This window comes from Bifidobacterium tissieri, from assembly GCF_002259645.1.
Classification (GTDB): domain Bacteria; phylum Actinomycetota; class Actinomycetes; order Actinomycetales; family Bifidobacteriaceae; genus Galliscardovia; species Galliscardovia tissieri.
This window is the reverse complement of record NZ_MWWV01000002.1, coordinates 39,241-61,314: the sequence shown is the minus strand read 5'-3', so window position 1 is coordinate 61,314 and position 22,074 is coordinate 39,241. Positions and strand designations below refer to the sequence as shown.

Annotated in this window: 16 protein-coding genes and 2 tRNA genes; 5 read left to right on the top strand and 13 right to left on the bottom strand. The window is 62.3% G+C overall.

Annotated elements, in window-relative coordinates; all coding sequences use genetic code 11:
* Positions 1-23 precede the first annotated feature (23 nt).
* The 10 genes from BTIS_RS01095 to BTIS_RS01050 form a co-directional block, all read right to left on the bottom strand.
* Entirely contained in the window at positions 24-545 is a 522-nt protein-coding gene (locus BTIS_RS01095; protein ID WP_094662063.1) for an NAD(P)H-dependent oxidoreductase, read from the bottom strand.
* Positions 546-695: 150 nt separating this feature from the next.
* Positions 696-1,112: a type II toxin-antitoxin system VapC family toxin gene (locus tag BTIS_RS01090; RefSeq protein WP_094661840.1), complete on the bottom strand. Its 417-nt coding sequence runs from the start codon at positions 1,110-1,112 to the stop codon at positions 696-698.
* On the bottom strand, positions 1,102-1,395 hold the full coding sequence (locus BTIS_RS01085; protein ID WP_094661838.1) for a type II toxin-antitoxin system RelB/DinJ family antitoxin: 294 nt from the start codon (positions 1,393-1,395) through the stop codon (positions 1,102-1,104). Before BTIS_RS01085 ends, BTIS_RS01090 begins: the two co-directional genes overlap by 11 nt.
* 171 nt (positions 1,396-1,566) lie before the next feature.
* Positions 1,567-2,544 carry an aldo/keto reductase family protein gene (locus tag BTIS_RS01080; RefSeq protein ID WP_094661836.1) on the bottom strand — a complete coding sequence of 326 codons (978 nt, stop codon included), beginning with the start codon at positions 2,542-2,544 and terminating at the stop codon, positions 1,567-1,569.
* A 237-nt stretch (positions 2,545-2,781) separates the two neighbouring features.
* A complete protein-coding gene (locus BTIS_RS01075) occupies positions 2,782-6,504 on the bottom strand; it encodes a phosphoribosylformylglycinamidine synthase (protein ID WP_094661834.1) in 3,723 nt (1,240 codons plus the stop codon).
* A 74-nt stretch (positions 6,505-6,578) separates the two neighbouring features.
* Positions 6,579-7,328 carry a phosphoribosylaminoimidazolesuccinocarboxamide synthase gene (purC, locus tag BTIS_RS01070; RefSeq protein WP_094661832.1) on the bottom strand — a complete coding sequence of 250 codons (750 nt, stop codon included), beginning with the start codon at positions 7,326-7,328 and terminating at the stop codon, positions 6,579-6,581.
* 181 nt (positions 7,329-7,509) lie between these two features.
* Entirely contained in the window at positions 7,510-8,805 is a 1,296-nt protein-coding gene (purT, locus tag BTIS_RS01065; RefSeq protein ID WP_094661830.1) for a formate-dependent phosphoribosylglycinamide formyltransferase, read from the bottom strand.
* Positions 8,806-8,923: 118 nt separating this feature from the next.
* On the bottom strand, positions 8,924-9,127 hold the full coding sequence (locus BTIS_RS01060) for a hypothetical protein (RefSeq protein ID WP_094661828.1): 204 nt from the start codon (positions 9,125-9,127) through the stop codon (positions 8,924-8,926).
* A 309-nt stretch (positions 9,128-9,436) separates the two neighbouring features.
* Positions 9,437-10,459: an endonuclease/exonuclease/phosphatase family protein gene (locus BTIS_RS01055; RefSeq protein ID WP_245819188.1), complete on the bottom strand. Its 1,023-nt coding sequence runs from the start codon at positions 10,457-10,459 to the stop codon at positions 9,437-9,439.
* A gap of 194 nt (positions 10,460-10,653) precedes the next feature.
* Positions 10,654-10,726: transfer RNA gene (locus tag BTIS_RS01050), tRNA-Arg, on the bottom strand.
* 194 nt (positions 10,727-10,920) lie between these two features.
* On the opposite strand from BTIS_RS01050, the gene BTIS_RS01045 reads away from it, so the two are divergent.
* Positions 10,921-12,747: an AMP-dependent synthetase/ligase gene (locus BTIS_RS01045; RefSeq protein ID WP_094661826.1), complete on the top strand. Its 1,827-nt coding sequence runs from the start codon at positions 10,921-10,923 to the stop codon at positions 12,745-12,747.
* Between the two features lie 73 nt (positions 12,748-12,820).
* Here BTIS_RS01045 and BTIS_RS01040 read toward each other — a convergent pair whose 3' ends face one another.
* Positions 12,821-13,762 (bottom strand): SPFH domain-containing protein, encoded by a 942-nt coding sequence (locus BTIS_RS01040; RefSeq protein WP_094661824.1) that lies wholly within the window; start codon positions 13,760-13,762, stop codon positions 12,821-12,823.
* Positions 13,763-13,971: 209 nt separating this feature from the next.
* Here BTIS_RS01040 and BTIS_RS01035 point away from each other — a divergent pair, with 209 nt between their 5' ends.
* Positions 13,972-15,162 (top strand): glycosyltransferase, encoded by a 1,191-nt coding sequence (locus BTIS_RS01035; protein WP_420807001.1) that lies wholly within the window; start codon positions 13,972-13,974, stop codon positions 15,160-15,162.
* 266 nt (positions 15,163-15,428) lie between these two features.
* Positions 15,429-15,501 (top strand) — tRNA-His (locus BTIS_RS01030).
* 491 nt (positions 15,502-15,992) lie between these two features.
* Here the strand turns inward: BTIS_RS01030 and BTIS_RS01025 are convergent.
* Both BTIS_RS01025 and xseA read right to left on the bottom strand, forming a co-directional pair.
* Entirely contained in the window at positions 15,993-16,304 is a 312-nt protein-coding gene (locus BTIS_RS01025) for an exodeoxyribonuclease VII small subunit (protein ID WP_094661820.1), read from the bottom strand.
* 197 nt (positions 16,305-16,501) lie between these two features.
* The gene (gene xseA / locus BTIS_RS01020; protein WP_169713037.1) at positions 16,502-17,767 is read right to left on the bottom strand and encodes an exodeoxyribonuclease VII large subunit; all 1,266 of its coding nucleotides are present in this window, start codon (positions 17,765-17,767) and stop codon (positions 16,502-16,504) included.
* Between the two features lie 352 nt (positions 17,768-18,119).
* Between xseA and nrdD the strand changes: the two genes are divergently transcribed.
* Positions 18,120-20,519, top strand: a complete 2,400-nt coding sequence (gene nrdD / locus BTIS_RS01015; protein WP_094661816.1) for an anaerobic ribonucleoside-triphosphate reductase — start codon at positions 18,120-18,122, stop codon at positions 20,517-20,519.
* Between the two features lie 229 nt (positions 20,520-20,748).
* On the top strand, positions 20,749-21,462 hold the full coding sequence (gene nrdG, locus BTIS_RS01010) for an anaerobic ribonucleoside-triphosphate reductase activating protein (RefSeq protein ID WP_094661814.1): 714 nt from the start codon (positions 20,749-20,751) through the stop codon (positions 21,460-21,462).
* Positions 21,463-22,074 lie beyond the last annotated feature (612 nt).

Below are 22,074 nucleotides of genomic sequence, written 5' to 3'. Positions count from 1 at the left end.
TGGACACGCAGCCGCGATCGCCGCTACGCGAGCAACGCCTCGCGGTAGCGCTCGGCGGCTGCGGCGAGCGCGTTGTCGTCGAGTTCCATCGCGCCGAAGATGACGAACGGTTCGCGCCAGACGGCGTGGGTGTATCGGGCCATCATCCGGTACGGTGAAAGAACTTCATCCATGGTGGCACCGTCGTTCTCCGCCTGGTATTCGCCCGTGTCTCCTCCCGCGGTGGTGACGACCATGATCTCCTTGCCGTTCAACGCCTCGCCGTCGGGACCGTACGCCCAGCCGTAGGCGAGGACCTTGTCCTCCCATTCCTTGAGCAGTGCGGGCGAGGAGTACCAGTAGAGCGGGAACTGCAATACGATGCGGTCATGCGCTTCGACGAGCTGCTGTTCAGCGGCTACGTCGATCACTCCGTCCGGGTAGAGCGCGTATTCGTCGCGTACGGTGATGTCGGGCAGTTCGGCGGCGGCCTGCGCGAGTGCCTTGTTGGCGCGTGATTGGCCGTTCAGGTCCGGGTGGAATACCAGTACCAGTGTCTTGGTCATGATCATCGTCCTTTCGGTTTCGGGAACGTTTCCAGTGCCGCTGTCGGGCGGCGGCAACGCCGTTCCCATTATCTATCGTCCATTCGCAGTGACGATCATCTACACCTGCAGATATCGATTGGAATGTTCCCGTTCGAGGTGGGAGATGGATCAGGAGAACAGGTGTAGGTATCGTGCGGCGGTCAGGGATTTTACGGGGGAGTGCGAGAACGCTTCGGAATCGCGGGTGATGATGAAGTCCATGTCGTTCTTTTCCGCGGCGGCTCGGATCAGGCCGTCTTCAAAGTCAGGTTCGTCCGAATAGGCCGAATCTCGGCACTCCTCCTGTCCGACCGGCAGCACCGTCAGCAGTATGAGGAACTGTTTGATGAGTTCCCTGCATTCCGGTTCTCCCAATGGTTTGCGGCATAGATAGTAGAAATCCTTCAATGAGCCGGATGTCGTGTACCCGAGCACGTCGGAAACGGCGATTTTCCTCATCAGGCCATCGGCCGAAGCATGTTCTGGTCGTCCCTCAACCGCGTAGTCGATGAGTACATTCGTGTCGAGCAGCAGTCTAGATGGCACGGTTCTCCAACTCCTCACGCATCTCCTCGTAACTCATGGTGTCGAGCGCCGTACCGTGCGGCAGTTCGGCAATCAGATGCTGTGTTTTCTCGTAGGCTTGCAGCCGTGCCTGTCGACGCATGTTATCCGAGTCGGTGAATTCGGGCACCACGCCAGTGTTGGCGATGCTTTCCCACAGTCGGCGGATGAGCTCGTTGGGCGTCAGGCCGGCCTCTTTGATATAAGCGTTGGCTATGGTCTTCGTATTGACGTCAACGCTTGCGGAAACGGTTGCCGTAGCCATCGCGGAACCTCCTGTCGATCATCTTGCTATCAACTATAGATAGGATGATGTCGGTCCGTCAACAATGAGTGGCAAAGGCTGAAGTAACTGTTGCCGGGCCGGCATCCCGACCCGGCAACGGCACGAGGCCAATCGTCTTCGCACAGCGTATGATGTGCGAGAACGACCGCATCACCCCACGTGGCGTTCGAAGCGGTGGAATCCGAGGATCTCCTCGATTTCGGCCATCGCGTCGGCGGGGATGGTCAGGCCGGATGCCTTGAGGTTGCTTTCCAGCTGGCTCGGCTTGCTGGCACCGGCGATCACGCAGCTGATCTCCGGGTGCTGCAGGATCCACGCCAGCGACAGCACCGCCAGACTCACGCCAAGCTCGTCGGCCACCTTGCGCAGTCGCTCCACCTTGTCCAGGTTCTCGTCGGTGAGCAGGTCGTTGATCTGATGATCGGCCTGCCATGTGGCGCGCGATCCGGTGGGCAGCGGCTGACCCTTGCGGTACTTGCCGGTGAGCAGTCCCTGCGCGAGCGGTGAGAACGTGGTGATGCCGATGCCATGGCGACGGCAGACGCCCATGATCTCGTGCTCGATGTACCGGTCGATCAGATTGTACTGCGGCTGGACCACGGTGATCGGGTAGAGGTTGTACCGGTCGATGATGCGCTGCGCCTCCTCGAGTCGGGCGCCGCCCCATTCCTCCGAAACGCCGTAGTACAGTACCTTGCCCTGCGTCACGAGGTCGCTCATCGCGCGCAGCGTCTCGGTCAGATCGGTCGTCTCGTCGAAACGATGACAGTAGTACAGATCGATGTAATCGGTCTGCATGTTCTTCAGCGTCTGGTCGATGCTTTCGAAGATGTGCTTGCGGCTCAAACCACGGTCGTTCACGCCGGACCCGGTGGGGAAGTAGACCTTGCTGGAGATCACGAGTTCCTTACGCGGAAACTGCTTGAGCGTTTCGCCGAGGAAGCGCTCGGCGTCGCCGCCCGAGTAGGCGTCGGCGCAGTCGAAGAAGTTGATGCCGGAATCGTAGGCGAGACGGACGATGTCACGGGCAGTGTCGATTTCCGCGGTGTCGTTGAGCTGCGTGACCCAGCTGCCCAGTGCTATCTCGCTGATCTTCAGCCCCGATTTGCCTACGCTGCGATATTTCATATGATCCCCCTGCCTGATGCTGAGTTCTGTAGTCGATAACAGAACCACAGATTAGGTCTTCAAGTTCACTTGAATGCAAATACGCAGGCACGGGACGTCGAGCAATGGGGAAACGGCAGGAAGCGGGGCGGCAAGAAACGGAAAGGGTGTGGAACCGCAGCGGATTCCACACCCTTTCCAATGCAGTCGACGACTCGACTATGTCAATCTATCGGACTATCGGGCCCCGTATCGGCGTCAGGCGGTGAAGTACTCCACGCCGGCCTCGAACAGCGGCTGGTACTTGTCGCCGGGCACGTTCACATAGAGTCCGTTGCCGGAACGCTCCGAGTGGCCCATCTTGCCGAATACACGGCCGTCGGGGCTGGTGATGCCCTCCACGGCGAGCAACGATCCGTTCGGGTTCACGTCCAGATCCATGCTCGGCACGCCGTTCTCGTCCACGTACTGCGTGGCGATCTGGCCGTTGGCCTTGAGCTGTGCCAGCACCTCGTCGGAGGCCACGAAACGACCCTCGCCGTGGGAGATCGCCACCGTATGGATGTCGCCGACCTCGGTACGGGACAGCCACGGGGACAGATCCGAAGCCACACGGGTGCGCACCAGACGGCTCTGGTGACGGCCGATGGTGTTGAACGTCAGCGTGGGGCACTCGGCGGTCATCGGCACGATGTCGCCATACGGCACCAGACCCAGCTTGATGAGCGCCTGGAAGCCGTTGCAGATGCCGAGCATCAGACCGTCGCGGTTCTTCAGCAGGTCGCGCACCGCCTCGGTGACGGCCGGGGCACGGAAGAACGCGGTGATGAACTTCGCGGAACCGTCCGGTTCGTCGCCGCCGGAGAAGCCGCCGGGGATCATCACGATCTGGCTGCGCTTGATCTCCTCCACCAGAGCCTGCGTGGACTCGGCCACGGCTTCCGGAGTGAGGTTGTTTACGATCAGCGTGGTGGCATCGGCACCCGCGCGCTCGAACGCGGCGGCCGTGTCGTACTCGCAGTTGTTGCCGGGGAACACGGGGATGACCACGTGCGGCTTGGCGACCGGAGCGCCCACGTACACGGTCTTCTTCGGAGCGGTGAAGCTCACGGTCTCGACGGCGTCGCCATGACCGCGGTAGGGGAACACATCCTCCATGCCGTGCTCCCAAGCCTCCTGCAGCACGGCCAGATCAAGATCCTCACCAGCGGCGTGCAACACGTAGTCCTCGGTGGTCTCGCCGATCTTGCCCATGCACACGAGGTTCGACACCGCGGGCAGCTTGCCGTTGTCGGCCAGCTCCACGATGAAGCTGCCGTAGGCCGGGGTGAACAGATCATCCACGGCGATCGCATCGTCAAGCGCCACGCCGATGCGGTTGCCCAGCGTGTTCTTGAACAGCGTCTCGGCGGTGCAGCCGTAGCCCGGCGTGGACACGGACACGACCTGACCGTCCTCGATCAGGCCCTCAACCGCGGCCAGCACCTCGATCAGGCTTTCCGGATCCGGGGTCAGACCATCGGCCTGGTAGCGCGGTGCGATACGCACCACGGGGTGACCGGCCTGCTTGAACTCCGGGGAGGTGGCACGGTCCATCGGGCCGACGGCCACGGCGAAGCTCACCAGCGTGGGCGGCACGTCAAGATCCTCGAAGCTGCCGGACATGGAGTCCTTGCCGCCGATCGCACCCACGCCAAGGTCGATCTGCGCCATGAGCGCACCGAGCACGGCGGCCATCGGCTTGCCCCAGCGCTTCGGATCCTCGCGCAGCTTCTCGAAGTACTCCTGGAACGTGAGGTAGGCGTCCTCACGGCGGAAGCCAGCGGCCACCAGCTTGGAGATGGATTCCACCACCGAAAGGTACGCGCCGGTGAACTGGTTCTTCTCCATGATGTACGGGTTGAAGCCCCAGGCCATCGCGGACGCGGTGGCGGTCTCGCCGAACACCGGGAACTTGGCGACCATGGCCTGCGACGGGGTGAGCTGACGCTTGCCGCCGAACGGCATGAACACGGTGGCCGCGCCGATCGTGGAGTCGAAGCGCTCGGACAGGCCCTTGTTGGACGCCACGTTGATGTCGGTGACCAGATCGCGCATGCGATCGGCGAGCGTGTCGCCCTTCCACGGGGTGGCGTAGGTGCCGCCCTGCTCCACGTGCGCGTCCATGTACTTGGGAGCGCCGTTGGAGTTGAGGAACGAACGGCTCAGATTCACGATGGTGTCGCCGTTCCACGTCATGACCATGCGCGGATCCTCGGTGACGGTGGCGATGACCGTGGCCTCGAGGTTCTCCTCACGAGCGTAGCCCAGGAACTCGTCCACGTCGTCGGCGGCCACGTCCACGGCCATGCGCTCCTGCGATTCGGAGATGGCCAGCTCGGTGCCGTCAAGACCTTCGTACTTCTTGGTCACCTTGTCGAGATCGATGGTCAGGCCGTCGGCGATCTCGCCGGTGGCCACGGACACGCCGCCGGCGCCGAAGTCGTTGCAGCGCTTGATCAGACGGCAGGCGTCACCGCGACGGAACAGTCGCTGCAGCTTGCGCTCGATCGGGGCGTTGCCCTTCTGCACCTCGGCGCCGCACTCCTCAAGGGAGTCGATGTCGAGCTGCTTGGAGGAACCGGTGGCACCGCCGATGCCGTCACGGCCGGTACGACCGCCGAGCAGAATGATCTTGTCGCCGGGGGCCGGGGTCTCGCGGCGCACGTGATCGGCCGGCGTGGCACCCACCACGGCACCGATCTCCATGCGCTTGGCCACGTAGCCGGGATGGTACAGCTCGTTGACCTGACCGGTGGCCAGACCGATCTGGTTGCCGTAGGAGCTGTAGCCGGCGGCCGCGGTGGTGACGAGCTTGCGCTGCGGCAGCTTGCCCTCAAGCGTCTGCGAAACCGGCACGGTCGGGTCGGCGGCACCGGTCACGCGCATCGCCTGATACACGTAGGAGCGGCCGGACAGAGGATCGCGGATGCAGCCGCCGATGCAGGTGGCCGCGCCGCCGAACGGCTCGATCTCTGTGGGGTGGTTGTGCGTTTCGTTCTTGAACAGGAACAGCCAGTTCTGGTCCTCGCCGTTCACGTCCACCTTCACCTTCACGGTGCAGGCGTTGATCTCCTCGGACTCGTCGAGGTTCTTCAGCACGCCCTTGGCCTTGAGATACTTGGCGCCGATCGTACCCATATCCATCAGGCACACGGGCTTGGCGTCGCGGCCCAGCTCATGACGGATCGCCATGTACTTGTCGAACGCTGCCTTGACCACGGCGTCGTCGATCTCGATATTCGTCAGCTGGGTGCCGAACGTGGTGTGACGGCAGTGATCGGACCAGTACGTGTCGATCACCTTGATCTCGGTGATGGTCGGGTTGCGCTTCTCCTCGGAGAAGTACTCCTGGCACACCTTGATGTCGGCGAGATCCATGGCCAGACCACGGTCGGCGATGAACTGTTCCAGACCGGCCTCATCCAGATCAAGGAAGCCGTCGATGACCTCCACCTTGCCGGGCACGGCCACATCCATCTTCAGGGTGTCGCGCGTGGCGAGCGAGGCCTCGCGGGCCTCCACCGGGTTGATCACGTAATGCTTGATCGTAGCCACATCCTCATCGGTGAGCGCGCCCTCGAGCACGTACACCTTGGCGCTGCGCACATCGGGGCGCTCGCCCTGGCTGATCAGCTGGATGCATTCGCTGGCGGAGTCGGCGCGCTGGTCGAACTGTCCGGGCAGGAACTCGGTGGCGAACACCTTGGCGTCGCCGAAGTCGGGAAGGTCGGAGAACACGTCGTCCACCTGCGGCTCGCTGAACACCACAGGCGTGGCCTCGGCGAACAGTTCCTCGCTGATGCCCTCCACGTCGTAACGGTTGATGATGCGAAGTCCGGTCAGCGCGTCGATGCCGAGGATCGTGCGCAGTTCGTTGCCCAGCTGCTGGGCCTCCACGTCAAAGCCGTGCTTCTTTTCCACATAGATGCGAAAGACCACTGCGGTTTTTCCTTATCAGACTCGTGTGGCTCCCCTCGATGGAAGGGGAGCCACGATAAACGGTTGGTTACGGGTTACTTGACTTCGATGCCTTCGGACTTGGCTAGCTCGGCGAGGCGGGACTCGATCTCCTCATAGGCGGGGATGATCGAACCCAGACCGCGGCGGAACAGGTCCTTGTCCAGATGCTCGACCTTGCCGCTGTGATCCTTCTGATCCCACAGGCGGCAGGAATCCGGGGTGATCTCGTCGGCCAGCAGCAGCGTGCCGTCGGAGGTGCGGCCCATCTCGATCTTGAAGTCCACGAGCTTGACGTCGATCTTCGCGAAGATGTCGATCAGAGCCTCGTTGATGCGACGGGCGAGCGGGGCGATCTCGGCGAGATCCTCACGGGTGCACACGCCCAGGGCGACCAGATCGTCGTCGTTGACGAACGGATCGTGCAGATCATCGTTCTTGAGGAAATACTCAAGCACCGGCTCCTTGAGCGGCAGGCCCTCCTCCACGCCAAGACGGGAGCAGAAGTGACCGGCGGCGGTGTTGCGCAGCACGATCTCCAGCGGGAACATGTCCATCTTGCGCACCAGCTGGGCGGTATCGTCCACGCGCTTGACGAGATGGCTGTCGATGCCGCGCTTCTTGAGCAGATCGAAGATGATGGTGGTGATCAGATTGTTCAGACGACCCTTGCCGGTGAAGTCCTCCTTCTTCTCACCATCGCCAGCCGTGGCCGTGTTCTTGTACTCGACCCAGAGCACCTCGGGATCATCGGTTGCGTACAGCTGCTTGGCCTTGCCCTCGTAGAGCTTTTCCAGTTTCTCCATCATTGCCTTTCTCACAACGGTATCTCACAGCGTTATCGGAGTGGAAACTTGGGGTGAATGATCGTTTTCACAGTATCAAGCGGCGGCTACAAAACCAAAGGAACACCGATGCCGCGCCACCGCCATGCGGCATCGGTCCCACAATGCGATCAGAGCAGCGGAACGTCGATCAGAACACGCCTCAGAACACGTCGATCGCGAGTGCGTCCGCCACACGTCCGGCCTTGGCCCGCGCGTCCTGCTCGGTATCGGCCACGGCGAGCGTCACGGCCATGCGTCGATGACCGTCAACGCCGGGCTTGGCGAAGATCCGCAGGTCGGTGTCGGGCTCGGCGAGCGCCTGTGCGATCGAACCGAACGTCACCTCGCCCTTGCCGGACACGACGATCGCATGGCTGGCACCCACCGTGGAGGGATCACGCAACGCCACGGATCGGGCGGACACGGGCACGCCGAGCACGGCGCGTGCATGCAGTGCGAATTCGCTGAGATTCTGCGAGATCATGGTGACCATGCCGGTGTCGTGCGGACGGGGGGAAACCTCGTTGAACAGCACGCGGCCGTCGACGAGCACGAACAGCTCCACGCCGTAGACGCCCCAGCCGGTCTCGCCGTTCCGGCGGGCGATGTCGACCAGTCCCTGCACCATGCGCACGGCGTAGTCGTCGGCCTTGATGCGCACATCCTCGGGAATGGGGGAACCCTGCCAGGATTCGCGGTAGTCGCCGTTCTCCTGACGCTGGCCGATCGGCGTGCACGCCACGATGCCCGACGAGGACGCGACGGTGAGCACGGTCAGCTCGTAGTCGAGCGGGACGAACGCCTCCACCACCACGCGGCTGACGGTGTGCTCCTTGGCGGTGCGGCCTTCGGTCTGTGCCACATGCCAGGCGTGGGCTACGTCCTCGGGCGCGCGCATCACGGACTGGCCGTGGCCGGACGAGCTCATCACCGGCTTGACCACGCAGGGGAATCCGACTGCGGCGGCACCGGCGGCGAGTTCCTCTTCGGAGTCGGCGAAACGATAGGGGGTGGTCGGCAGGTCGAGTTCCTCGGCTGCGAGACGGCGCAGGCGCTCGCGGTCCATGCAGATCTGGGCGATCTGGCAGCTGGGCACCACCTGCACGCCGTTGTCCGCGGCGCGGGAGAGTTCCGCGGTGGCGATGGCTTCGACCTCGGGGATGATGATGTCGGGCCTGACGTCGGCGATCAGTGCGTTGAGTTCGGTGGCGTTGGCCATGTCGAGCACGCGGGATTCGTGGGCCACCTGCTGGGCGGGGGCGCCGGCGTACGAGTCGGCGGCGATCACGCGTGCGCCGAGACGCATGAGTTCGATGGCGATCTCCTTGCCCAGTTCGCCCGAGCCGAGCAGCAGCACGCGCGTGCATGGCGCGGATTCGCCGAGCGGGGAACCCAGAGGGCGGTTGGGGATTGCGGTTGGGGAGACGGATTCGGAGACGGGATTCGTATCGGTCATGACTCCATTGTGCAATGACCGGTCGAAGATGGCCGACGACCGTTTGATCGCGAACGAAAACGCCGACGGGGTCACGTGGACCGCCGTCGGCGAAAGGGTGAATAACGACTATCGGGAATCAGATGCCGAAGACTTCCTTGGCGACCTTCTCCAGGGTGTCGCCACCCAGCTCGGCGATGTCGTTCTTGGTGGCATTGATCTTGCCCAGAGCCTCGTCGGCCTGCTCGTAGGTCCAGTCCAGACCGGCTTCCTTGGCAACGGCCAGCACGTCATCCACGATAACGACGTTCTTGAGCTTCTCGACCAGTGTCTTCTCGTCCATGAGAACTCCTTTTTTCACATATTGTTCATCATGCCGTCCCTGCGATCGCGGCGGGCGTTGTCGTCGGACCGAGCTCACAAAACCGGCAATTCCTGTAGTAATCCTCTTTCCTCTGCTTGTAAAGTCGATGCCCACGTTTGTCTCGTGGTTTTCTGGTATTTCCGTCCGGGGATTCTGGGTATACCCGGACTCGAGAAATGGGTTCTGGGTATACCCGTACCACGAGGACCTCGAATAACGGTCTCTCATGACATGGAAATACCCAGAGTCGGTTATATGACCCGGTTCGGTACGGTGATCGGATTCCGGTCAGGACACGCGAATCGTGCCGAGCAACGCGGCGTGGTCGGTGCCGTCCACCTTGACGTTCTTCAGATCCGATGCGACGAGCCCCTTGTCGAGCACGATGTGATCGATGGAGAACATCATGGGCAGGTACGGTCGGTCGCTTGGCCAGGAGAACGTGAATCCGTGACCGGCCTGCCGTGCGGCGTCGGTGAACCGATCGCCGAGCATGTCGCGGAACGGCGCATGATCATAGGTGGCGTTGAAGTCGCCCATGATCACGTACGTAGTGTTGGTCCGGCTGTCCAGCGCGCCGATCTCATCGATGCTGCGCTTCCATAGATTCCAGTATCGATTGACAGGGGAGGTGGTGTGCACGGACACGAATCGCAGTGCCTTCCCATTGGAAAGGCTCACCGTGCCGGCCGGCATGAACGATGCGCTGGAGTTGACCTCGTCCTTGACGGTATCGGCGAGCGGGGTCGCCGACCATACGCCGTTGCCGTACTTGCCGTCGGCTGACGCGGTCTTGGCATAGGGCAGATAGTCGGCGATGCCGGCCTTGTTCAGCTCGTCCACGAACGCCGCGGTGGTTTCCTGCAGGGCAAGCACCTGGACGTGTTCGTCCCGCACAAGACGCACGATCTGCCCGGCGTCGGCCCGGCCCTTGTAGACGTTGCAGGTCATCACGCGCAACATCGTCGCATTTCCCGACGACCCTGACGCCCCCGATGCGTCCGACGACGACGAGTTCGCCGAGTTCGAGCCGACCACGCTGGAGAAGAACGGCCCCTGCCAGTACGCCTGCGCACCCAGACACGCCACCATGAGCACGATGATGAGACGACGACGGCCGAGCAACGCGAACAGCAGCGCCAATGCGGCGGTGAGTGCGAACCAGGGCGTGGCGGCGACGATGTTCGGCACATAGGGGATGGTCGACATGCCGATTGGCAGCAGACGGGCCGCAGTGCCGACCGCCGTGACCGCGGCGAGGATCACGGCCAGTGCCGTGCAGAGTATCCTGCCCATCGCGCCTTTGTTCATCGATACGCCATCCTTCGGATTAGAGACATCGGATTGCCGGGTTGCCGTTCGTAGAGCTGCCGGTCCGGTTTCGTACCCGGACCCGCCTGCCGCATATCGCGTCACGCAGCGTCACGCGCGTCACACAGTGGTGGCATGGTGATGCATTGCAAAAGAGCCGAAGACCATAACCATGATCTTCGGCTCTTTCTCTGTGCCCGAGATGCGATTCGAACGCACGACACCCGCTTTAGGAGAGCGGTGCTCTATCCCCTGAGCTACCCGGGCAACGGCGTTCCACTATACCGTATGCAGGCGAAAACGCGAAATGAGCGCGGCGTCGGGCAGATCTCGCGGTGGGTGTCACGTTCGGTGTTTCGCGGTGTCGCGGCCGGTGTGGAAGGACGACGTTCTCCGCGGTTTTGTCGGTTGTGCTGATAGTGTTCTAATCAGTGGCGCATCTGACCAGACAAGGGAGGAACATGCGTAAGGAAACCCATAGGCCGGCTCTCGTGGACGTGACCGGTTCGGAGACCATTTTCTCGATCCTCGACGAGCGCGCGAACCGTGCCCCCGGCGACTCGCTGGTGGAGTACAAGAACGCCGACGGTTGGCAGTCGTTTTCCGCGGCCGAGTTCCGCGACGAGGTGATTGCCCTGGCCAAGGGGCTGATCGCCAAGGGCGTGATGAAGGGCGATGCCGTGTCGATCCTCTCGCACACGCGTTGGGAGTGGACGGCGCTTGATATGGCGATCATGTCGATCGGCGCGCTGACCATCCCCGTGTACGAGACCAACTCCGCGGCGCAGATCCGCACGATCTTCAACGACTCCCGCGTCACGCTCGCTTTCGCCGAGGACGACGGCCAGCGCGACAAGATCGACTCCGTACGTGACCAGTGCGCGTATCTTACGGACGTGTACGTCATCGATCTCGGCGCGATCGATACGATCAAGGAATTCGGCCGTGGCGTGAGCGACGACGAGTTCCGCGAGCGTGCGAACGACGTGACCGGTTCCGATCTGGCAACCATCGTGTACACGTCCGGTTCGACGGGCACGCCCAAGGGCATCGAACTGACGCATACCAATTTCTATTCCATCGTCGCCAACGGCAGTGAGACCATGGATGACGTGGTGATGAAGCCGGGCCGTCGCCTGCTGCTATTCCTTCCGCTGGCGCACGTGTTCGCCCGGTACATGCAGTTCGTCTGCTTCTACGGCAATGTGACGCTGGGATTGTCGAGCAATCTCAAGACGATTCTCGCGGACTTCAACGCGTTCAAGCCGACGTTCATCCTGGCGGTGCCGCGCATTTTCGAAAAGGTGTACAACGCGGCCAGTCAGAAGGCCGGTCAGGGCACGATGGGCCGCATGTTCGCCCGTTCCGCCGACGTGGCGCGCGAATGGTCTCGTGAGCAGCAGAAGGCGCTGGAGACTGGCGGTCGCATTCCGCTGTGGCTGAGTGTGAAGCATCTGGCGTACTCGAAGCTCGTCTATCGCAAGATCCTCGCCGTGTTCGGTGGCAATGTGGAGTATGCGATCTCCGGCGGCGCTCCGCTTGATGCGTCGATCGCGCACTATTTCAATGGTTTGGGACTGCCCTTGCTGGAGGGGTATGGCATGACCGAGACCTGCGCCCCGGCGTGTGTGAATCCGACCGTCGGCTATAAGATCGGCACGATCGGTTTGCCGATGGCCGGCATGAGCTTCGGCGTGGACGACGACGGCGAACTGTGCATCAAGGGCGACAGCGTGTGCGCGGGCTACCACAATCATCCCGAGATCACGACGCAGCAGATCGTGGACGGCTGGCTGCACACCGGCGATCTGGGCGACATCGACGCCGACGGGTTCATCAAGCTCACCGGACGCAAGAAGGATCTCATCATTACCGCGGGCGGCAAGAACGTGAGCCCGGGCGTTCTCGAGGCATCGGTGATGAGTTCGCCGGTCGTGGCCCAGTGCGTGGTGATCGGCGACCGCAAGCCGTTCATCGCCGCGCTGATCACCATCGATCTGGCTGATGCGAACGCCTGGCTCAAGTCGCAGGGTGCCGAACAGGTGGCCGATCTTGACGAGGCCGCACACAATCCGATCATTCACTCCGAGGTGGAGCGTGCGGTGGATGCGGCCAACGATCTGGTCTCCCGCGCCGAATCGATCCGCAAGTTCGTGATCCTGCCCGACGAGTTCACCGAGGAGAACGGCATGACCACGCCATCGATGAAGGCCAAGCGCGCCGTGATCGTGGACCATTACCGTGATCTGATCGACAAGGTCATCTACGTTCCCCGCAAGAAGAAGTGAACGCAGGCGGCTCCCTACACCAATCCTCAAGTTGTGATTGATACAGGGAGCCGTATTGCTTCATTACTTTTTATTACTTCGTCTTGCCCGTGCCGTACGCGTCCGGACCCGTGTACTGCGAGGTCAGCAGCGCGTTCGTCACCTCATCGTAGAGGTTCTTGAACCCGGCAGGCGTACTCGCCGGCAGCACCACGGTCTTGCCGTTCGGCGACTCGGACAGCGAGCGCATCACGTCGAGATACTGGTTGAACATGACGATCTGGTTCACCTCGGCGATATCCATGCCCACATCCTGCAGACTCTTGATCTGGTCGACGATACCGTTGGCGATCTCACGACGGTAGTTCGCCTGGCCCTCACCCTGCAGACGCACCTTCTCGGCGTCGGCCTGAGCCTGCGTTTCGATGGCGATGCGCTGGGCCTCGGCACGCTGGCGCGTGGCCTCCTTCTCACGCTGGGCCGCGTTGATCGAATCCATCGCCTGCTTGACCTGTCCGGACGGGTCAATCGCGGTGATCAGCGTCTTGACCACGGTGAAGCCGAACCGCTGCATCTCATTGCCCACCGTCTGCTGCACGTCAAGCGCCACATTGTCCTTGCGGGCGAACGCGTCATCCAGCGTCAGGGCCGGAATGGCGGAACGCAGCGCGTCCTCCATGTAGCTGCGCAGCTGTGCGGCCGGGTTCTGCAGCTCGTAGTAGGCCACGGCCACGTTCTTCGCATCCACGCGGAACTGAGTGGACGCCACCACGGTCACGAACACGTTGTCCAGCGTCTTGGTCTCCAGCTTCACGTCCAGCTGGCTCACGCGAAGGTTCATCTTCTGTGCGATCCGATCAATGATCGGGATCTTCACATGCAGACCTGCCGTGGACACGGTGTGGAACTTGCCCAGACGTTCGATCACATACGCGTTCTGCTGCGGCACGATGTACAGGCTGGCGATCAACAGCAGGATGATCAGCGCTAGGACGACGAGCGCCACGATAATTCCGAAGAATCCACCAATAGCCATGATTATCGACCCCCTTCCGAGTCTCGCATGGCCATGGCAACGTCGTCGCATCCATGCGACGGCATCGGGCCATGCACATTCCCCATTGTTCCATACAGGCGTCATGCCACACCGATGCAACACGACAAACCGATCAGTTCTGTCGAACGTTGACGGGGAATGACCCCGTGTTCCCCCGTAATCCGTTCGGGCGGTTCTACAGTTGAGGAATGGCAAGCAGTCAAGACGACATGAACACGGCCGAACGCCGGCAGTCGACACGGCATCCGCTGACCATCGCGCTTGTGCTCGACACATTCGGCAACCGGGGCAACGGCACCTCCAATTCGGCGTTGCAATTCGCCGAGGAACTCGAACGACAGGGACACACGGTACGCCTCGTCGGCGTCGGGGCCCCAGAATACAAGGCCCGCATCAACCGCGTGCCGTTGATCTCCTGGGTGGCCGCCAAACAGCAGATGCTGTTCGCCAAACCCGACGATGCACTGTTCCGACGCGCCTTCGACGGCGTCGACGTCGTGCACATCTACATGCCCTTCCGATTCGGCCGCCGTGCACTGGCAGTCGCCCAACGCATGGGCCTCCCCGTCACCGCCGGATACCACATCCAGCCGGAGAACATCATGTACTCGGCAGGGCCGCTCAAACTCATCCCAGGCATGTCGGCGTTCATCTACCGGCTGTTCCGCCACTGGCTCTACGGCAAGGTCGACCACATCCACGTACCCACCGAAATGACGGCACGACTCCTGCGCGACCACGGGTATACGGCCCATCTGCACGTCATCTCCAACGGATACTCCCCACGGTTCACCGGCAAGACCGACTACCCCGAAACCGTGCGGAAGCCGTTCCTCGTGATGGCATCCGGCAGACTCTCCCACGAAAAAGACCACATGACGCTGATCCGAGCGCTCGCCGTATGCCGTCATCGTGACGACATACGACTGGTGATCGCCGGCACGGGGCCGCTCAAACGCTACCTGCGGATGCAGGCTCGACGCAAGCTTGTCCGACCGGCCGACATCGGATTCCACGACAACGCGACCATGCCCGACCTGCTGCGATCGGCCGACCTGTTCGTCCACCCGTCCATCGCCGATCTCGAATCGGTGAGCGTGATCGAGGCCATGGCCTGCGGTCTGCCTCCAGTAATCGCACAATCCGATCTGAGTGCCGCGCAACAGTTCGCGCTCACCGACGAATCCCTGTTCCCCGCGCGAGATGTGCAGGCGCTCGCCGCGCGCATCGACTGGTGGTATGAGCACCCCGGGGAATGCGCGGCTTGGGGGCGTCGGTATGCGGCTCATACGCAGGAGCGGTATTCGGTGCGGTCGTCCGTGGAGCGGTTCGTTGCCATGGAGAGGGAGGCTATCGCGGACCATGCTCGTGGGAAGTGAGGGTTCGGGGACTTCGGGACGTGGTGACGTGGTGGGTGGAGTGGCGCGGTGGATGGAGTGAGTGCGGTGGGTGGATAGGCGTGGCGGGTGAGGAGCGTTGCCCGGTATGCGTGGCATTCGGTCCTTCAAGGCCTTGTAGGGTAAGGATTTCGGCGGATTCCAAGACCGGATGATGTAGCGCGACACGCCGAAGTGGACAGCTGCTGTGGATCGTGTATAGTAATCACCTGTTGCGCTCATTCAGCTCGCTGAGTGAAGACGACATGGTGGCTATAGCTCAGTTGGTAGAGCATCTGATTGTGGTTCAGAAGGTCGCGTGTTCGAGCCACGTTAGCCACCCCGAGGTGATCCCCGGAGCCGAAAGGCTTCGGGGATTTTTCGTATATCCGCAACCCGTGGGCAATCGGGAGAGTGCCTATTTGACGCACGCATACGCCGAACAAGCACCGGGAGGAGCGTTCCGTGCTTGTCGGGCACATGCATATGCCGAATAAGCACGGAGGAAAGGCCGTGGTGCTTATGCGACGCACGCATGCGCCGAACAAGCATGGAGGATAGGCTCCGGTGCTTGTCGGACGCGTGCGTCCGTCGGACGGACACCGAAGAAGAGCTCCGGTGCTTATGCGACGTACGTGTACGTCGGATGGGCACAGGGAGGAGTGTTCCGTGCTCGTATGACGCACGATTGCGGTTAACAGGCACGGCATGACGGGTCGCGATGTCATGCATGGGAAGGCGATACGAGAATGGGCTTCGGTCGCATCGCCCTTGAGGCGTGTGGCCGAAGCCCATTGGTGGATCGATTGGTGCCTGATGCGTCCGATGCCCGATTACTGCTCCAGATTGCTCTGGGTGCCGGCGGTGGCACCCGCGCTGGCCTGATTGGCCTGGGCGGCGTCAAGTTGGGCGCGCACGTCATCGAGCAGGGCCTGCGCGCGACGGGCCAGCGCCTCGCCCAACTGCCACTGGCGCATGGATGCGTCGAGATCGAGCCCTCCGGCCTCCAACGCCTGTACGGCCTGGATGAGCTGGTCGCGCGCCTGCTCGTAGCTCAGCGCATTGATGCGCTCGAGCTCCTCGGCGCTCAGCGAGGGTAGGGTGGACGGCTGCTGTTCGGTCGTGTTCTGATCGGTCATGATCATGCTCCTTATTCCTTATATAGATGTATGTGTTGTTTCACGGCTATCGTTCGTTGTTCCACGAATCTGTTTCACGGGGGCGTTTCACACGGGTTCGTGAAACAACGCGCATAGTCATCTGCCGTGCATTCGTCGTTGTCGCTATGTCATTGGTCGCGGAATGCCGGACTGTCGCCTGACGCCGTCATTGTGCGGTTCCGTCATCGCGCGGTGGCATGGATCAGACCGTGACGCAGCGTGACCGCGATCTCGTCGCCGGTTCTCACGTCGTCGGCGTCGGTCACCACATGTCCATCGGCGTTCTGGATCACCGCATAGCCGCGGTCGAGCGTGGACTGCGGACTCAACGCGGTCAGCGAGGCGTGCAGCTTCTCCACGGTCAGCGATGCGTCGTCCACAATGCGACGCATGCCGATATCCAGACGCTGCCGTGCGTCGTCCACGAACCGCTGCGGACGTTCCAGCATCGTCAGCGGCTGCGTAAGACTCGGACGGTTCGCATAGCCCTCGATCAGCCGCATCTCATTGTCCACGCGAGCGCGGATGCGATCGCGCATACGACGGCGCGCCTCGTCCACGATCTGCAGCTGCTCGTTCACGTCCGGCACCACGCGCTTGGCGGCGTCGGTCGGCGTGGACGCACGAAGATCGGCGGCCAGATCGATCAGCGTCCAGTCGTCCTCATGACCGATGGCCGACACGATCGGCGTGACGCAGGCGGCCGTGGCACGTACCACGCCCTCGTCCGAGAACCCCATGAGATCCTCGAAGCTGCCGCCGCCTCGGGCCACGATGATCACGTCCACGGTCGGATCCGCATCGAGCCGCTGGATCGCGGCGATCACGTCCGGCGGGCAGCTGGGGCCCTGCACATGCGCATGCACGACCGTGAACTCGATGGTGGGCCAGCGCAGCCGCGCGTTGGTGATCACATCGCCCTCGGCGCGCGCCTGCGGGGCACACACCAGGCCGATGCGCTTGGGGAACTGGGGGAGCGGCACCTTGTTGTCCGCGTCGAACAATCCCTCGCCCTTGAGTCGCTTGCGCAGCTCCTCGATCTGCGCCATCAGATCGCCCTTGCCCACACGGCGGATGTCGTCGCCCATGAAACTCAGACGGGTCTGCTTCATCCACACGTCCGGCCGGCCGTGCAGCACCACACGATCGCCCTGACGGAATTCACGGGCCATCTGCGCGAAACGGCCGAAGCCGGTCACGCTCAGGGAGATGTCCTCCGTGTTGTCCCGCACGGTGAGATAGGCGGATCCCGCACGACGGGTGTTGATCTCCGAGATCTGCCCCTCGATCCACGTGCCCGGCCATTTGGCCACGGCATCGTGGTATTTGCGGCTCAGCAGACTGATCGGCCATGGATTGTCCGGAGTGGTGTCCCTCGCCAGACGTGCAAGCGGCTGCGGCTGCACGTTCTGGGCTCCGGGGGAGTCCGGGAAAAGCGTATTGGTCATGCCCTTCACTTTCCGTCGCGTGCGGGACATGCGTGTCTGTGAACGACCTGTGACGGTGCCCGTGCGGACGATGTGAGATACCTCACCCTGTGCCGTGTCGTCCCGATTTCTGTCCGGAGATTCGTGCACAATCGATGCTCGGCCATGACACGCCGGCAGGTGTTTACCGAGCTGTCACTTTTCCGCGTCATGATGCCGAAAACACTAGATATGCGTTTGTCATTGCGCTTCCCAACTAGATATTGTGGTGGAAGTGCTGTAATGTGCAATAGGCCGGTTGGCGTGGTCCCGGCGTTAACGACCACGGAGAACGTTGAACCGACACACCGAGAACCATGGCGGAAGGAGACTGATGAGCGCACAGGTGCTGGAACAGGAGACGACCGGGGTGATTCGTCCGCAGAAGGAAACCGTGCTCGTGGAGAAGCGCGACGGCAGGGTCGTGGATTTTGATCCGATCAACATCATCAATGCCGTGGCCGCTGCATTCGGCGACCTTGACAAGAAGGTGGGCCCCGAAGAGGAGCGCATCATCCGTGACATCGCGGACCGCGTGGAGGCCGAGGTGAAGACCCGCTACACCGGCCCCGCCAAGATCGAGGACATCCAGAACCTGGTCGAGCACGCCCTCATCGGCGAGCACCTGTACGATGTGGCTCGCACCTACACCAACTACCGCCTCAACAAGGACATCGAACGCGCCAAGGCCACCGACATCAACGAGGCCGTGAGCCGTCTGGTCAACAAGGACGAGGCCCTGGTGCGCGAGAACGCCAACAAGGACTCCAACGTCTACGCCACCCAGCGCGATCTGCTCGCCGGCGCCGTGAGCAAGGCCTCCGCCTTCTCCATGCTGCCCGAACAGGTCTCCAACGCCCACATGAAGGGCGACATCCACTTCCACGACGCCGACTACTCGCCGTTCACCGCCATGAGCAACTGCTCGCTGCCCGATTTCGGCGACATGCTCGAGCACGGTTTCGCCCTGGGCAATGCCATGATGGATTCCCCGAAGTCCATCGGCACCGCCGCCACGCAGATCACGCAGATCATCAAGGACATCGCCGGCTGCCAGTACGGCGGACAGACCGTCAACCGCTGCGACGAGATGCTCGAACGCTACGCCAAGCGCGACTACGAGAAGAACCTGCGCATGGCCGAGGCCATCCTGCCCGACGAGATGCCGCTGAACGTGGCCGAGGACGTCGTCAAGGGCCTCAAGGCCCAGGAGCCCAAGTGGCTGCACTTCGAGAACCGCGAGCCGCTGGGCGAGGACACCCCGTTCGACGAGACCCTCTCCGAGATCGAGCAGCTGCGCGAGATCTACGCTAAGATCATGACCCGCAAGGCCATCTACGACGCCATGCAGACCATGGAGTACCAGATCAACTCCAACCGCGTGTCCAACGGCCAGACCCCGTTCGTCACCGTCGGCTTCGGTCTCGGCACCTCTTGGTTCGCCCGCGAGATCCAGCGCGCGATCCTGCTCAACCGCATCCGCGGCCTCGGCAAGGATCGTCACACCGCCATCTTCCCCAAGCTCGTGTTCACCATCAAGCACGGCGTGAACGCCGACCCGGGCGACCCGAACTACGACCTCAAGCAGCTGGCCCTCGAGTCCGCTACCAAGCGCATGTACCCTGACGTGGTGTTCTACGAGAACATCGTCAAGATCACCGGCTCCTTCAAGGCCCCGATGGGTTGCCGTTCCTTCCTGCAGGGTTGGAAGGACCCGAAGACCGGTGAGGACGTCACCGACGGTCGCATGAACCTCGGCGTGGTGTCCGTGAACGTGCCGCGCATCGCCCTCGAATCGCACGGCGATGTCGACCGCTTCTGGAAGCTGTTCAACCAGCGCATGGAGATCGCCCACGAGGCACTCCAGTTCCGCATCATGCGCTGCAAGCAGGCCACCCCGGTCAACGCCCCCACGCTCTACCGCTACGGTGCCTTCGGCCGCCTGAACGCCAACGACAAGGTCGATCAGCTGTTCAAGGACGGTCGCGCCACCGTGTCCCTCGGCTACATCGGCCTCTACGAGACCACCGCCGTGTTCTTCGGCAAGGACTGGATGACCGATCACCACTGGGATGAGGACGGCAAGAAGTTCGCCCTGTCGATCGTGCGCCGCATGAACGAGCTGTGCAAGCAGTGGAGCGCCGCCGAGGGATACCACTACTCCGTGTACTCCACCCCGGCCGAAAGCCTCACCGACCGCTTCAACCGCATGGACCGCGAGAAGTTCGGTGTGGTCGAAGGCGTGACCGACCACGACTTCTACACCAACAGCTTCCACTACCCGGTGTGGCTGCAGCCCACCCCCATGGAGAAGCTCGCCTACGAGAAGGACTTCCCCTACTTCGCCTCCGGTGGCTTCATCAACTACTGTGAGTTCCCCTGCCTGCAGCCGAACCCCAAGGCCCTTGAAGCCGTGTGGGACTACGCCTACAACATCGGCATCGGCTACCTCGGCACCAACACGCCCATCGACCACTGCTTCGTCTGCGGCTTCGAAGGCGACTTCGAGCCCACCGACGAAGGTTTCAAGTGCCCCGAATGCGGCAACTCCGACCCCGACAAGTGCAATGTGACCAAGCGCACCTGCGGCTACCTCGGCAACCCGGTCCAGCGCCCCATGGTGCACGGCCGCCACGAGGAGATCGCCCACCGCGTCAAGCACATGGCCGGCGAAACCGGACACGTGACGCTCAAGGACGGCACCGAGCGCGAATGGTTCGAAGACACCAAGTGATCCGGTGACACCACCAGCCATCTCCGGCTCCCTCGGCTAACAGCCAACACAGGCCAACGAGGGAGCTGTCGGCAACGCCGACCGAGGGGAGCCCACCGCGTTGCATTGTTGTGCACGCAGGGGCTCCCCTCAGTCATGTGCGCGCTCCGCACGGCGGCGTATGACTGAGAACACGTACAAGCCGTGTACAGAGGAAGACGCCGTCCGCGCCAGCAGAAGGAGAACGCCCATGCCTGATTCATGGAAACAGGTCAAACACCACGACTTCGCCGCCGGAGAACCCGACCGTGGTCCCGGCGTTCCCAGCGAACTCACCAACAACCCCCGCGCCGGCCAATGGGACGGTCGTCGCATGGGTCAGGGCATGGTCGCCGACTACAAACGCTTCCTCATGACCGACGGCGAAGGCATCCGCTGCTCCATCTACGTCAGCGGCTGTCCCTTCCGCTGCGACGGCTGCTACAACTCCTCCATCTGGGACTTCCAAGCCGGCTACGAGTACAACCAGAAACTGGAAGACCAGATCATGGACGACCTCTCCCAATCATTCGTCCAAGGCCTCACCCTCCTCGGCGGCGAACCCCTCCTCAACACCACCATCCTCACCCCCCTCTGCCGCAAGATCCGCGAACGCTTCGGCCACACCAAAGACATCTGGTGCTGGACCGGCTACACCTGGGAAGAGCTCATGCGCCCCGGCGAAACCCCCGACAAGCTCGAGCTCCTCCAGCTCATCGACATCCTCGTCGACGGTCGCTACCTCAAGGATCAGCACGACTCCCTCCTCCAATTCCGCGGCTCCAAAAACCAGCGCATCCTCGACGTTCCGAAGTCGTTTACCGCCGGCAAGCCCGTCATCTGGGCCAAACTCCACGACCAGGAGCGATTCATCCCCGAGATATATGGCAAGGACCGCGCGGCCGGCGAAGGAGATGCATCCTGACGGAGTGTCATCGGCGGCACAGAAGACTCGACGTACCTTTGTACGCCTTCGCCTTCTGCGCCACCGATGCCACACGCGTCATGACGCATCTCCTAGGTCCTTCGGTTGCCTGATGAGGGTGAATGGTGGTCCTTTGGGTTCCTTAGAAGGTGAATGGGAATTTTGGCTTTCTGATGAGGGTGAATGGTGGTCCTTCGGTGGGAGTCTTGGTAGGTGGTGTGTAGTTGGTCTTGGCTGCCGGTCGCGAGGCCGGCGGGAAGGGGCTCCCGTTGGGAGCCGTGCCGATCGAAGCAGTGACGACATGGAGAAAGACGGCTCCCCGCTTCAGTGCGTATCCGACGCACGTATGCACCGAACAAGCACCGGACGTACGCTCCGATGCTCATATGACGCATACGTGCGTCCGACAAGCATCCAAGAGACTGCTCAGTGATCAAATGACGCACGAATACGTCACTTAAGCACCGGAGACACGCCGCGGTGCCCATGCGGCGCACGCGTGAGGCAAACCCGCACCGAGCCGCACTCCTCGCTGCGTATTCAACGCACGTCTGTGACAAACCCGCAGTTAAGGACACGCTCCGGTGCGCATTTGACGCACGCGTGAGACGA